The sequence below is a fragment of the Calyptranema fuscum S582 genome (genome assembly GCF_055793305.1).
Map to the genome: position 1 here is coordinate 32633 of NZ_JBSLYH010000055.1, position 14572 is coordinate 47204.

10 protein-coding genes and 1 pseudogene are annotated in these 14572 nt (G+C 49.8%); 4 read left to right on the forward strand and 7 right to left on the reverse strand.

The window, feature by feature from the left end; translation table 11 throughout:
* Positions 1–341: 341 nt before the first annotated feature.
* The 5 genes from ACR6Z4_RS26980 to ACR6Z4_RS27000 form a co-directional block, all read right to left on the reverse strand.
* Positions 342–944 carry a hypothetical protein gene (locus ACR6Z4_RS26980; RefSeq protein ID WP_479720440.1) on the reverse strand — a complete coding sequence of 201 codons (603 nt, stop codon included), beginning with the start codon at positions 942–944 and terminating at the stop codon, positions 342–344.
* Positions 945–1112: 168 nt separating this feature from the next.
* Positions 1113–2525, reverse strand: coding sequence for a hypothetical protein (locus tag ACR6Z4_RS26985; RefSeq protein ID WP_479720441.1), 1413 nt, complete (start codon positions 2523–2525; stop codon positions 1113–1115).
* A gap of 190 nt (positions 2526–2715) precedes the next feature.
* Positions 2716–4824, reverse strand: coding sequence for a protein kinase domain-containing protein (locus tag ACR6Z4_RS26990; RefSeq protein WP_479720442.1), 2109 nt, complete (start codon positions 4822–4824; stop codon positions 2716–2718).
* Between the two features lie 283 nt (positions 4825–5107).
* Complete coding sequence (locus ACR6Z4_RS26995) at positions 5108–5434, reverse strand: DUF3593 domain-containing protein (RefSeq protein WP_479720443.1); 327 nt, start codon at positions 5432–5434, stop codon at positions 5108–5110.
* 324 nt (positions 5435–5758) lie between these two features.
* Positions 5759–6097, reverse strand: coding sequence for a DUF2499 domain-containing protein (locus tag ACR6Z4_RS27000; protein ID WP_479720444.1), 339 nt, complete (start codon positions 6095–6097; stop codon positions 5759–5761).
* A 319-nt stretch (positions 6098–6416) separates the two neighbouring features.
* Here ACR6Z4_RS27000 and csaB point away from each other — a divergent pair, with 319 nt between their 5' ends.
* The gene (csaB, locus tag ACR6Z4_RS27005; RefSeq protein ID WP_479720445.1) at positions 6417–7466 is read left to right on the forward strand and encodes a polysaccharide pyruvyl transferase CsaB; all 1050 of its coding nucleotides are present in this window, start codon (positions 6417–6419) and stop codon (positions 7464–7466) included.
* A 171-nt stretch (positions 7467–7637) separates the two neighbouring features.
* Positions 7638–9359: a hypothetical protein gene (locus tag ACR6Z4_RS27010; protein ID WP_479720446.1), complete on the forward strand. Its 1722-nt coding sequence runs from the start codon at positions 7638–7640 to the stop codon at positions 9357–9359.
* Positions 9360–9513: 154 nt separating this feature from the next.
* Here the strand turns inward: ACR6Z4_RS27010 and ACR6Z4_RS27015 are convergent, their stop codons facing one another.
* Both ACR6Z4_RS27015 and ACR6Z4_RS27020 read right to left on the reverse strand, forming a co-directional pair.
* Positions 9514–10611 carry a tetratricopeptide repeat protein gene (locus ACR6Z4_RS27015; protein WP_479720447.1) on the reverse strand — a complete coding sequence of 366 codons (1098 nt, stop codon included), beginning with the start codon at positions 10609–10611 and terminating at the stop codon, positions 9514–9516.
* Positions 10612–10705: 94 nt separating this feature from the next.
* Complete coding sequence (locus tag ACR6Z4_RS27020; RefSeq protein ID WP_479720448.1) at positions 10706–12214, reverse strand: UbiD family decarboxylase; 1509 nt, start codon at positions 12212–12214, stop codon at positions 10706–10708.
* Between the two features lie 130 nt (positions 12215–12344).
* Between ACR6Z4_RS27020 and ACR6Z4_RS27025 the strand changes: the two genes are divergently transcribed.
* Both ACR6Z4_RS27025 and ACR6Z4_RS27030 read left to right on the forward strand, forming a co-directional pair.
* A complete protein-coding gene (locus ACR6Z4_RS27025; protein WP_479720449.1) occupies positions 12345–13835 on the forward strand; it encodes an MBOAT family O-acyltransferase in 1491 nt (496 codons plus the stop codon).
* 473 nt (positions 13836–14308) lie between these two features.
* Positions 14309–14572: pseudogene (locus tag ACR6Z4_RS27030) on the forward strand (photosystem II q(b) protein); the annotation flags it as partial.

Below are 14572 nucleotides of genomic sequence, written 5' to 3' on the forward strand. Positions count from 1 at the left end.
AAATTAATGTTCAATAAAATCCCCGTTTTAGGGTGGCGCGGCTTCGCCGCGCCACCCTAAACGCTATGCAGGTTGATTCAGTATGGCGTTGTAGGGCGCGGAGCGCCCTACAACGCCGTTTCTTGTGCTTAACGAACTGGCACACCGCTATAAAACGGCAGGGAGTGGTATTCATGTAATGATTTTGTGTGTCGTGGGCAACGCCCACGACACACAAAATCATTACTTTTTTAGAACTACTAAACGGGGATTCTATTTCGTATTGACTTTTTCAATTCATGCGAAAACGGAGTCCTCAATTGAGAGACTCCGTTTTTGATAGGTATTCGCATAAAACAAGGTTAGTTTTGCAGGTCGGCGCGACAAGTTGCCAGGATTCGCTGGTCGTTATCACTCAGTGAATTCAAGCGATGATATCCTTCTAAACCAGCAGGTGCGATCGCTTCATTTGGATTGGTTGATGCAACAGAAGAATTCGATTCCAAAGCTACTGCATAAGCGTAAACAGTTTGTTCATAACTGTTCACAATATTCAATGCTAATTGTTCACCTTGAAACTCACCATTGAAGCAATCAAACGATGAATAGGGCATATAAAATGCACCCACCACTTGACCTTGGTTTACCTCAAATACCATATAGGTTGAACCAACTTGGTCGGCTTCGGCAGACTGCCCGTATAGATAGGCTCCGTCTGGCATCGATTGACGAATCGCTGAATCAGACGCAGAGGTAGATTGAGGATTTTGAGCTTGACTGGAAACGGGGTTGATCTCGCCTGCCAATGCTTGAGGTAATCCTGCTGTAACGATCCCCAAACCTAATAGCAACCCGGTCAAAGATTTGCCGACTTTGTATATATAATTATGAAGTTTTGAAGGGGCGGAATAATGTGTATAAAGCACCGTAACTTTTCCCGATAAAGTGCAAATTTCAGTAATCAAATCGACCTAATTCCAATGTAGCTGAGAAGCGATTTGTAAATCTTGAGTTGTGCGAAGACTTTACATCCGCCGTATAGTTATTCTCACGTCAATCCAGTATTTACACATCACCTATTTGGAGGATCCGATCGTCCTCTTTTAGCTAATGCTTTGGGGTGACTTTTAGATCTACAGTTTGGTCGGGCTTGATTCCAGAAACTTGCCTTGATCTTCTAAAACCAGCGCTCCATTTGTTGCAAAGATAGTGTCCCAAAAGTGTGAGCGGTCGAGTTGGTGGGATTCTTGTAGGGCGATCGCCTGAAACAGTTGCACGGTGCTGATCAAGCAATAGTCCGAGACTTGGGCAATGATCTGGCAGGGTTCGGGAAAGATCGTCTGACGTTGGTCGGGTGGTTTTGTGGCATTACCATTGGCGATCAAAATACCTTTGCCCTGCCAGTTCCGTTTAGCGGCTAAGCCTACCGTCCATCGATCCAGTTGCCGCAAATCGGCTGCCCCGATCGCTTTGGGCTTGGCACGTACGACCACGACAGCAGTTTGTCCGGTTGGACTGATGACACACATGACATCTCGCCCTGGGCAGGGAACCATCTGCACTTGTGCGCCTAATTCTTGTAAGGCTTGGCTGACGGTTAGCGCCAACGTGTCTTGGCTGGATTCATATAACAATCGGTTTAAGCCCGAAACAGACTCAATCTGGTGTTGAATCTGGGCTAATTCTTGGGTAAGTTGGGCGATCGCCTGTTGATGTTTTTGTTTTTGGGCTTCTAGATCATGCTGTTGGGGAAGTAGATACGATTCTGCCCAGGCTGGCATAATCTGTTGGTTCGATAAGCCATAGCGATGCTTTAAGACTAAATTGACTGCTTCATCTACGGAGATTTCGGTTGGTGGTGGTAGCCAGATGACTGTGCCAGAGTCCACTAAAGGTTGCTTTTTCGGAGACTGTCCCGCTCGATGGGGTAGCGATCGCCGTTGTTCGACTCGACTGGCACGAAAAAATAGTTTGAAGGCGATCGGTTGTTGTAAGCGATTGCAGGCGATCGCCCCCATCCCCACCTGAAGTTTATTGGCTTGGGGATGAATCACTTGCAGATAGCGAGAGAGTCCTAAAAAGTGACTTTTAAATGAACGGTTGGCACAGAAAAACCAACGATGAACATGCTTGAAGTAGTAGGTAAACTCTGACTTGACGTCTCGAATGGCTTCACCGGAGGTTAACACCACCTCTGGCATAACGGGCAACCACCAGGTCGTTGACTGGTATAGACTATTGTCTTCAATGCCTGGTAAACCAATACAGATAATTTCGCTACCCGAACTAAACAGGAGTCGCGCCAGGTGTTGCCAGGGGGGAAGCCGTTCCGGTCGAATGCCCCGTTCTGACTGTTGCGCTAAAAACGCAGCCAGGTTTAGCACAATGACATCAAAATCTCCGACATTCAGCTGCTCGGGTAAATCATTCCATCGGTGAGCCGTCACATTGGGGAACGACGACTCAGAACCCAAGACCAGGATGCGGGGATTGGTCTTCTGAATGCGATGGCTTTGAGCCGGAGACAGGTGTGATGCAGTCGTCATTCTCGTGCCCTCATGACAGGATTTACCCTAGATCCATGTCCGCAGGACTGACAACTACCTAAAGGATGATTTCAACCGAGTTCCCCAACCATAACCTGACGCAACTGAATATATTGAAAGTGTTGCAGAGCAACGCTTTCAATGCTTCATCGTCTGGTTTTGAACCCGTATGATTAAGGAATGCTGTAGCTTACACGCGCCAGACTTTGATCGTTTTATCAGAGCTGCCACTGACGAGCACCTTGCCATCGGGACTAATAGACAAGGCATTAACACTATCTTGATGAGCATTGATCGTTTCTAGTTCCATGCCAGTGCTGAGCTGCCAAAACTTGATGGTGGTGTCACTGCTGCCGCTAATCAATGTTTGAGCATCGGGCGTAATCACTAGCGCATTGACATCGCGGGTATGCCCTTGCAAGGTTTTAATCAGCTTGCCTGTATTCATATCCCACAGGCGAATGGTTTTATCTTTGCTGCCGCTGATCAAGATCTGATTGTCAGGGCTCACGGCTACCGCATGAATCACACTCAAATGCCCAGCCAGAGATTGAATCTCTTGCCCGGTTTGTAAGCTCCAAATTTTTACATTGCCATCAAACCCGCCGCTAACCAGGGTTTTGCCATCGGGCGCAATCACAATCGATCGCACCATGCTGCCGACGCCCAAGATCGTTTTGAGCAAGTTGCCGGTCCCCATATGCCATAGCCGAATCGTACGGTCTTCGGCACCGCTTGCCAAAATTTGACCGTCGGGGCTAATGGCGACAGTACTGACATCTCTAGAATGGCCGGTCAGCGTGCGGATCAACGCGCCATTGCTGAGGCTCCAGGTTTTGAGGGCGTAGTCATCGCCGCCACTGGTGACAGTTTGCCCATTGGGGCTGATGGCAAGAGCATTTACACCTCTACGATGCCCCGGTAAGGTGGTAAGCACCTCTCCCATGGGCAAATTCCAAAATTTGATCGTGTCATCCAGGCTGCCGCTGGCAAACAAGATGCCATTGGGGGCGATCGCCACGCTGGTGACCCAGGAGGAGTGCCCTGTCAGCGTATAAATGCATCGACCACTCGTATTCGCATCTTCATCCGGAGGTGGAGCTGGCGGTTTAGAAACGGGCTGTCCTGAAATCGGCTGTTTGGAAACGGGTGGTTGAGAGGTTGGAGGTTGAGAGACGGGTGGTTTTGAGGTGGGTGGTTTTGAGGTGGGCGGTTTGGCACCGGGGGAACGAGCGGGGGGTGAGTTAGCGGCAGGCGATCGCCCCGCCGGTGATGGATAGGCGGGTGGTGCAGGCGGTGCAGACGTGGGTGCAGGGGTATTGGCTGAGGGATTATTGGTATAGCGATTGGATGGGTTGCCCGATCTCGATTTTGTGCCCACTGCGGAGGGGATGAAGTAATCAGCATTGAGATCTCGCATCACCTCATCGGCAGATTGATAGCGATCGTTGACCAAATCTTTCAGCATCATGTCCAGCATGTGCGCCAGTTGATCGCTGATCAGCACCTCTTTATGTTGCAGATGATCGCGCCAGATCCAGCGTCCTTCCAGCGGATCATAGAGATGATCGGGGCGGGTTTCGGTCATCAAATGCAAACAGGTTGCCCCCAGACTATAAATATCGCTGGCAGGAAAAGCGCGCCCGCCGCGAAATTGTTCCATGGGGGCATAGCCTTCTGTGCCGATGCGGGTTCCGGGTTCGCCAGAGGTTTGGCTCAGTTGCTTGGCAATGCCAAAGTCAATCAAAATCAGGCGATCGTCTGATTGACGCCGCAAAATGTTCATCGGTGTGATGTCGCGATGGATTACCTGATGATTGTGGACAAATCTCAAGACGGGCAAAATGTCGGCTAACAGGTCGCGAATTTGACGTTCGTTAAACGTGCCTTGCTGACGCATCTCTTGCAGCAGGTTCTGTCCTTCGATAAACTGCTGCACCAGATAGAGATAACCTTCTTGCTCAAAATATGCCAGCAGGGTGGGAATTTGCGGATGTTCGCCCAATTCATGCAGACGCACTGCCTCCTGGTTAAACAGGGCGATCGCTTTTTCCATCGACTTAGTGCCCTGCACCTGCGGTGAAAACTGCTTAATCACACAGCGCATCCCCAGCCGATCTTCATCCATTGCCAGGTACGTTTTACCAAACCCACCCTGTCCAATCGGTTGCACCGCACGATAACGCCCCCGCAGCAGCGGCGTTAAACTGGACCCACAACTCTGACATACTTTTGTATCGTCAGGATTTTGGGGCTTGCGACAACGAGGATTTAGACAACAAATCATGGTAGGTGGCACGGTTGAGCTGCTGATACTTCAATTTTCACCTAATTAGGAGCATCTTAACTGGGTCGGTGAATGAGCTTGAAATTATCTCTAAGACTTGTTTGTGCTGATCAGCACAATCAACCCCACAGTAAAAAATTAGAAAGCGGAGGTTTCCATCTGCTCAATGCTCAGCGGGCTAAGCTGTTCTATGGCTTTTATCCATAGACAGCACTCCATCTCAACATCTTAATTGGAATTAAATCTTAAATCGAAAGTTAGATGTTACAAGTAATTGCTGCAAAAGGCTATCCCTCTAATCGGCATCTTTGAAGGGTTCCTGACATGACTGAATGGCTTGACGAAATCCTAAAACGACTAACACGTTGGATAGGGTCAAGAAAACTTCTGCGCCCCCATGCAAAAAATCAACGTTTGCTAACGCTTCACCATAGGCAACCTGGGCATAAATGCCTGCCGGAATCGTGACGGCGACAAACACCAGGGTCATATAAAAGCCAATGAGTGCCAGTCGGGGTGCCTGTTTTGATCGGGTGAGAAACCACAGAAACCCAATATAGGGAAATAGGGAAAGGGCAAACAGCGTTTCTTTGGAAGGTATCAACGCATTAGCCGGGGGCACGGTGCTTGGGAGGTGGGACAGCAAGGGATGAAGCAAATGGGAAGAGATGAAGAGATGAAGGGATGGAGGGTGGAGCGGCAGGGATAGAGGCTGGAGTGTTAGGGATAATAGCGATGAATGATGGAGCAGGGATAGGGAAGTAAGGGAAGGGAGAGTTAGATCTAACATAGGGAACCGTAAACATTAAACCGTGAACATTAAACAAACAGTGTGCTAAAGATCATGGATTTAATAACCTGTAAGGTTGTGTTGTGAGGCGCGGCGGTGCCGTGCCTCACAACACAAACCTTGCGGTTTTAATGAATTCACGATCCTAAGCGGGGTTTAAATCTCGGGGGACGTCGATTTGTTGGGTGGGGTCTGGGTTGAGCGTTTGGAGGTTGTCCAAATCCACCAACCTGCCAGACAAAGAGTAATGTTGCCTAATACGGTAGTGGCGGCTTGCAGTGTTACTAACCATTCCAGGGCAGGGGGGTTATCAAAAAAGTGCCAGGTACAGGCACACATAGCACTCACCAGAGCGGGCAACATTCCCCAGGAGAGGGCGCGCCATGCCGGATTGTGACTGCGATCGCTGTAAATCCAGATCAGCCAGATGGCAGCGACCCACTCAATCACACTGGAAATGTGGATCATCCAGGTTGGGATGGAAAGAGCATGCATAAAATAAAGTTTGAGTTTTTGAGTGTGCAGTTTTCAGTTCATAACTAATTTCTCATGAATCGTTGGAGTGCATTGCGTCCCAACCATTCACCTTAAAAACTTGGTAGTGGTATTCATGTAATGATTTTTTGTGGCACGGGCGACGCCCGCGCCACAAAAAATCATTACTTTTTTAGAACTATATCGGTACGCATTAGGGTTAGGACGGGGTGCAGGGGTGGAACCCCTGCGTGGGGGCACCGCCCCCACCCCCCGATGTCCTAACTAGATTGCGTAGAACCATACCAAAAACTTAAGATCACAGATGAGGAAGATGGGGATGCGAGCGGTTTTGTCTGGCTATTATGGCAAGGGAAATGGGGGCGATGAGGCATTATTGGCAACGTTATTGCAAATGTTGCCGCAGCATATTGACCCGTTAGTGTTGTCGGGCAATCCGCAACACACGATGCAAGCCTATGGCGTCGAGGCGTGCGATCGCATGTCTGCCATGTCGGTCTTTAATGCGTTGCGTCAAGCCGATGCCTTTATCTGGGGTGGGGGCAGTTTGATCCAAGATACAACGAGTGCCGTGAGTCCGCTCTATTACGGGGGGCTGATGGGCTTGGCGCAACAGTTTGGCATAAAAACGATCGCCTGGGCACAGGGCATCGGACCGTTGCAGCGATCGCTGACCCGTCAGCTTGCCCAGCGCAGCTTTTCTGGATGTACGGCTATCAGCGTCCGCGATCGCGCTTCTGCTCAGCTGCTCAGCGATTGGCAGCTATCATTTACATTGGCACCCGACCCGGTCTGGGCATTGCAGCCAGAGCCAGTTCCGGGGTTATGGGAGTTACCTGCGCCCCGAGTTGCCGTGGTATTGCGTCCTCATCCTCACCTGACACCCATTCGATTGCAGACTCTGACCCAGGCATTGAGCGATTTTCAAAAGGCAACCCAGACGTGTCTGTTGCTAATCCCGTTTCAACCTGTTCAAGATCTGGCGATCGCGGAAGCCATCCAGCCCCATTTACCCGGAGTCAGTCGGATTTTACAGCTCAGTAATCCCCAACAATTGATGGGGGTGTTTCGAGGAGTAGAGATGGCGATCGCCATGCGCTTACATGGGCTGATCATGGCAGCGGCGTCAGAATGCCGGTGTTTTGCGCTGAGTTATGACCCCAAAGTCAGCCAATTGATGCAGGAGTATGACATCCCAGGTTGGGAACTAGACGAGTTGCCCGACGATGCCACGGTGATCAGCCAGCGTTGGTTAGAACATTACGCCAATGGGGATGGTCTGTCGCTAACTCAAATTCATGCGACGATTGATCGAGCCTTACTCCACCAGGACGTTTTGTGGCAAAGCTTGAGAGACAGTACTCTCTAAACTTTCTCTAGCGGTGTGTATGCCCTCCATTCCGTTAAAAAGTTAACAATTTGTTGTGAGTCAGATTTTGTGTGTTACTAAATGAATGGTTTGCATTATTTTTATTAGTTATTAGTTAGAGCGTGCGATCGCCTTTAGCGTGCCCAGATCCAATGAACTTGAGCCAGAACCATGAGTGAAGCCAACATTCCTCCTAACGACCCAACCTCACCGGAGGTCACTAGCTCATCCACATCCGACTGGTTTACAGGTTGGGATGATTTCTCCGCCGATGCTGTTGTCGAGCATAGTCCTGATCCTGTAGTGCCGACATCTCAAGCCGATTGGCAAACGGTTAATTTTCCCAACGCCATCAGTGCGGATGCGATCGATCGCCAATCGCTGTATGCTCAAGAATCCCCTCCAGCAAATTGGACGATGCAAGCAGTTCCCAATCCTTCGGTTAATCCACCTGTGCGGGTTGAAGATATCTCTGATCTGACCGAACAGCCCGACGTAGATGATCTGATCAGCCTGATTCAAGAACTCAACCAATGTAATAACGCTCTGCTCGATCGGGTATCGCAACTTGAAGACGCGCTAGAAAACAGTCAGAAGACTGCACTGGGTCTACCCACGGGCGATCGCAACGGTAGTGCCATGGCGACCGGAGCATCAGAGAGCGTCTTGACGCCCGAACAAATTGCCAAACTGCTGAATGAATTTGAATTTTTGCGTCAAGCCAATAAACGACAAGAAATTTTGGTCGAGACGCTCAAAGGAGAATTGGAAAGCTCTCAAGAACGGGTTGCCCATCTCGAACGCGATTGCGCTTTGGTGCAACAACGGTATAACGAACAAGCACAAGTGTTGATCCAGAGTGAAAATGGCAATCGTGATTTACGCACTCGGTTACAACGGCAGCAACGCTACACCCTGCAATTTAAAGCTGCGTTAGAAAAATGCTTAGAAGTGCCGCCCCCCAGCTATACCGCTCTTGCCAACTCCGAAGACGGCAGAGTCAATATTCCCCTCTGGTATGAACCTCAAACGGATTTGGGGCAAAACCTGCTGCCAAAAGTACAACGAATTCAGCCGTGGTCATCGCAATCGCAATCTAAGTTTCTCGAAAAGTTAAACCTGAGTTCTCTTGCCGATGAGCTGTCTGACCTGCAAGCGTTGCCGGATGCTGTGGGCTATGAATCGTCTTTTGACCCAGCATTTACGGATGTTGACGTGACCCCGGTGACTCTATCCGCCTCAGATTCAACCCATACGATACCGCCCGCTCCCGTTAGCTACGATATCAAACGCAAAGATGCAACATCCCCAACCGTAGACTCTGCTGATTTAAGCTCGTCGCTGGATTTGGATACGCTCGACGACCTCTCGGAATTAGCAGATCTGTCACCTGATGTTTTGAAAGCCGGAATTTCGGAGTTGCAAGCCGCGTTAGGCGACTTCTGGAGTGAACCCACAACGGCAACTGAAGCCGCATCACTCCCTGCCTCGGAGGTGGGTGAAGCAGCCCTCTGGCAAGATTTAGCTCGCTTGATTGAAGTGTCGGCGGATGATCTGGTCAAAGCCAGTATGGCAAATGACTTTTCGTCGTTTGAGGCTATACCTGCTAAGCCCACCGCAGAACCGACCCAACCGACCCATCCAGAGCAATCGGTTGCCAATGCCGATGCCCCTGTCCCTGTGTCAACCGTTATTGGTGCATCCTCCACGGCTATTCCGCCGTTATTGTCGCGATCGCCTGAATCATCAACGGCAGCGAAGTCTACCGTAACTCGCGAACAGACGACTCCGTTTGGCAACAACCCCAATTGGCCGTCGCCCCTGGTTCATCCTCTGCGCCCGACCCGCAAGCTGTCGTCGTTGTCAGCCGTTGACCTGCCCAAGTTTAGCTAACTCTCCAGAGCGTGGCTTGAATAAAACCCATTGGCGTTCAGAGGGCGACGGCTCTGCCGTCGCCCTCTCAAATAATTTATTGTGAGAGAGCCGCGCGAAGCGCGGCTCTCTCACAACAGCCGTAATTTATCCAGAAGCGAAGTGCGATCGCCCCTTACCCTGGCGTCTCTGGGTTTAAGAACACCAGACTACTGTAAAGATGAAACGCCGGATCCCACTGCGTTTCTTCTTTACGAAAAATATCGATGTGCGATTTCAGGGCGTTAATCGACTCCAGATGTTCTAACGCCGTCTCGGCAAACGGGGTAAAGTTGGCATGGCTGGCAGTCTGCGGCAATTGATCCTGTAAAAATTGCACCAGATGATTCCAGTTCAGGCGGGTTGTCGATTGCCTTACAGCCGACTGTGGATCTGAATGGGCAGTGAAGTTAATCCCTTGCTGAAACTGATAGGTGCGATCGCAAAACCGCAGCAAACAGTTGCGTTTTGGCAAATGCAAGTCGAGTACCTGGGCATAATCTTGCGTGGCTTCCTTGCGTTTGAGTTTATTCCAGGGACCCAAGTCAACCACATCTTCAAAAATCGGTAACATGCCTTCTACCCGTCCACCCACCTCGTCCCAGTGAAAGGGCAGTGTACCAAGTTGATCGGCTTCGTTATAGCAAATGATCGACGGATGGGGGGTGTTCGTTTGCAGATAATGGACTCGAAACACCCGCAGAGTTTGTATTTGTGCCAACGCAACAGCAAATGCTGGAATACCCGCTGCCCGCAGTTCCTGGGTATAAACCTGAAGTTCGCCAATTTCACCCGTGCGATATAGCCGCCAGCCACGGTGGGATAGATGAATCCGAGCCGTATACGCATCCAACTTCATCAACTTAGAAAACGCTGGGATCACCTGTTGGCGAGTTTCTACACTCATCGGTTCGAGAATCAAAAATCCCACACCTACATTATTAGGATCTGCCGTAGCGCGGGCGATCGCTTCCTGGCGTTGAGTCTGTGCCGTCTCTTCTAACCGCTGTAGACATTGACGTGTTTGAAGTGCCAATTTTGGGTTGGTTGTTTCCCGCAAAATCTTGCGATAAACCGCTTCAGCGGCATCAAGCTGATGTTTAGCTTCGTAAAGCCGACCTGTGTAAAACTTCACCCAGGGATGATCGGGTGTCTGTTGGCTCAACTGTTTCAGCAAGGCAGCAGCCGTCTTGTAATCTTGACGGTCAAATGCGGCAGCAATTTGATCCAGCATGGGGGGTTAGAGGAGGTTGAGGTGAATGGATTTTGTTCATCATAACAACAGGATTTGTGTGCCATGGGTATGACCAAATCCACACCCGAACACACTATTTCAGATCGTAGCCAAACAGATTGGGATTGACGGATTGCAAATTCAAGTCGCCCAGCCCATAGTCTGCCCAGCGGCGCGTCACCATGGCGGCAACTTCGGCATCCGATTCTAACGGCGCACCCCATTCATGATCGGTTTCAGGGGGCATTTTGGTCGTCGCATCAATGCCCATGCGTCCACCTAACCCAATTTTTTCGCTGGCAAAGTCGAGCGTATCAAACGGCGTTTCCGGCAAGATGAAGACATCGCGCACCGGGTCAACTTTTGATGTGATTGCCCAGACCACCTGACGTGGATCGCGGATATTAATGTCTTTATCCACAACAATGACAAATTTGGTGTACGTAAATTGGGGTAACGCACTCCAAAATGCCAGAGCCGCGCGGCGGGCTTGTCCGGGATAGGCTTTGTCGATAGAAATAATTGCCGCTTTATAACTGAGGGCTTCCATCGGCAAGAAAAAGTCGGTAATTTCAGAGACTTGCTGGCGCAAAATCGGCGTATAGATACGGTTAAGGGCGATCGCCATCATGGCTTCTTCTTTGGGAGGACGACCGCTGAATGTCGTCAGGTAAATCGGATTTTTGCGATGGGTGAGGCAATGGAACCGGATCAACGGCGAATCTTCAACGCCGCCGTAATAGCCCATGTGGTCGCCAAAGGGCCCGTCTGGCAAGACTTCGCCAGGGGTGATCGTGCCTTCTAAGACAAATTCAGAATCGGCTGGCACTTCTAGATCCACCGTCTTACATTTGGCTAAGTTCACCCCAGATCCGCCATACAGACCTGCAAACAACCATTCCGATAAATCCACGGGAATTGGAGTTGCCGCTGCCATGATGATTAGCGGATCAACGCCCAGGGCGATCGCCACTTCTAATTTCTTGCCTTGCTCTGCCGCTTTGCGTAGATGTCGTGCTCCCCCCCGCACCGACAGCCAATGTACCGTCATCGTGGTTTTCGATTGGAGTTGCAGCCGATAGACGCCGACATTGGGTATGCCCGTTTCGCAGTCTTTTGTAATTACCAATCCCAGCGTAATAATCTTGCCAGCATCGCCGACATAGGGCCGGATCATCGGAATCTGGTTTAAATCCAGTTCATCATCTTTAACTACCACCTGCTGACAAGGCGGAAACAGGTCGCGCCCCGGCTTCGCTTTCACTACATCAAATAAAACTTTGCCAAACTCAATCGCCTGTGAGATTTTCTTAGGGGGTTTGGGCTGCTGCAACATCCCCAATTTTTTGCCCAACTCCTCTAGCTCTACGGGCGTTTCCATATTCATTGCCCAGCAAATCCGTTCGACGGTGCCCATGACGTTAATGGCAACGGGGTAGGGCGATCCCTTAACATTCTCAAACAGCAGCGCGGGACCACCTGCCTGCAACATGCGATCGCTAATTTCAGCAATTTCTAGCTCCGGATCAACTAGCGTGCTGATCCGCCGCAACTGTCCGCGTTGCTCTAGCTGTTTCAGAAAACCCCGTAAATCTCGCGCCATAGTAAAGCAATGTAAAGCATCTGTTCTCATTATGCGTGAGATAGGGATAGGAGCGATCGCAGATGAAATATCCCTGATGTAGACTTAGTCAGCATGAACTGAGTTATGCGATCGCATCTCTTCGCCGCCTATGACTTTTTTGTCTATTATTTACGGAATTTTTCTGCTCAGTGTCCTGGGGCTTTATTGGTCTGTCGAAGGGCGATCGCTAAAGCTGTGGGTCATTCTCATCGCCAGTCTGGCATTCTATGGCTCTTTGCAAATCCAATACATTCCGTTGCTGTTGGTGATGATTCTGATTACCTTCCGCATCGGCATTGCCCTCAGCCATCCAATCGACTGGCGCATTGAAGACTGGCAGTTTGCTCAACAAGACTGGAATCGTCACCGACTCAAACTGCTATGGGTGGGGATCCTCCTCAATATAGGGTTGTTAGCCGGATTTAAATACATTCCTTTTACCCTCGATACGTTTGGGTTAGCGTTTAACCTTCCTGCTGCCAACGAGGGTGCCAATTGGGTCGCCACCCATTTAATTGCCCCGCTTGGACTGAGCTTTTTCTGCTTTGAATGTATTGCCTATCTGATTGATGTTTATCGAGGCGCACCAGCAACCTACGACTTATTGAAATTCTCGGCGTACAAGCTGTTTTTTCCAAAGCTGATTTCGGGTCCCATCACCCGTTTCCATCCCCTGATTGCCCAACTGCAAACCCCCACCCCCCCAAATCCCAGCCAAATTACCGAAGGACTCTGGCTGATCGCCTGTGGAGCTGTCAAAAAGCTCCTTTTGGCAGATCATCTGGCAACCCTGGTAAACCTCACCTTTGGCAACCTGGAACGAGCAGGCAGCGGTGATTTATGGCTCGCCATTTTTGCCTACGGATTGCAGCTTTATCTTGACTTTAGTGGCTATGTTGATGTGGCTAGAGGCAGTGCTTTGCTGATTGGCATCGACCTGCCGCAAAACTTTAATTTTCCCTATCTCTGTACCAACATTGCTGACTTCTGGCGACGCTGGCATATGACGCTGGGCGATTGGTTGCGCAACTATCTCTATTTCCCGTTGGGTGGCTCTCGCAAAGGCTTGGCGCGAACCTGCTTTAATCTGTTAACGGTGATGTTGTTGGCAGGTATCTGGCACGGCGCTGCCTGGGGATTTATTGTCTGGGGTGGATTGCACGGTTTATTTTTAGTGATTCACCGCCTGACGGATGGCTTGTCGAAGCAAGTGAGCGGCTTAAATGCTCTGTGGCAGAGTGTTCCTGGTAACCTCATTGCCTGGGCTATTACCCAAAGTGCTGTCTTTTTCTCCTGGATTTTCTTTCGCTTGCCCAATTTGAAAGAATCGGGTTTGGTTCTGCAACATTTATTTGGACATCCAGCCGACATTCAGTTTGCTCAGAAGGTCTATATTGAAACGTTACAAATGGGACCGCTGCAAATCTCATTGTTGCTCTGGGGGCTAGTGGGCATCATGGCAGGGGTTTACTTTCTGAATAAGGGGCTGAAAGTCCAGCTGAACTGGTCTGTAAAAATCTTATTGGTGCCGATTTGCCTGTTCGCTGCATGGCTGCTGGCACCGAATGAGAGCGCACCTTATATTTATTTTGATTTTTGATCGGGCGTGTCTGTCGCTTTGGGATGGGTATGTAGTGATTGCGGCATTTCTGATGCTTAGAGGCGTGGGCTTTGCCCACGCCTCTAAGCATCACGGTGGTGAGAGGAAGATGAGACCAGGGCGGTAATTGCTAACTTTTGTTGCGGATTTTGGGGTAACGACTCCGCTTTCTGAACGAAAAGGAGAAATTCTCAGATTGTGTGAATGGATCTTAGAAATCTCCTCAGATTCATTGCGATCGCATAAAAGCATTGCACCGCAATGAATTGGGCTAAAATGCGCGATGGACAAAACCAGCGTCATCCATCTTTTTTTGAGAAAATCAGGAAAATTGTTTACAAAACTTGATTAAATACCTTGCAAAATCCTTTAACTATTGTTACAGTTATCACATGCAAGCAACAGCCGAGGTTAACGACGCCAGCGCTTGTAAATACATAGTTTCAATACTTTTCACAAGGGACTTATAAATCATGACTACGGTTCTACAGCGTCGCGAAAGCGGCAACCTGTGGGGTCAGTTCTGCAACTGGGTAACCAGCACCGAAAATCGCCTCTATGTAGGTTGGTTCGGCGTTCTGATGATCCCTACCCTGCTGACTGCAACCATTTGCTTCATCATCGCCTTCATCGCCGCTCCTCCTGTTGACATCGACGGCATCCGCGAGCCTGTTGCAGGTTCTCTACTGTACGGAAACAACATCATTTCTGGCGCAGTTGTTCCTTCTTCCAACGCA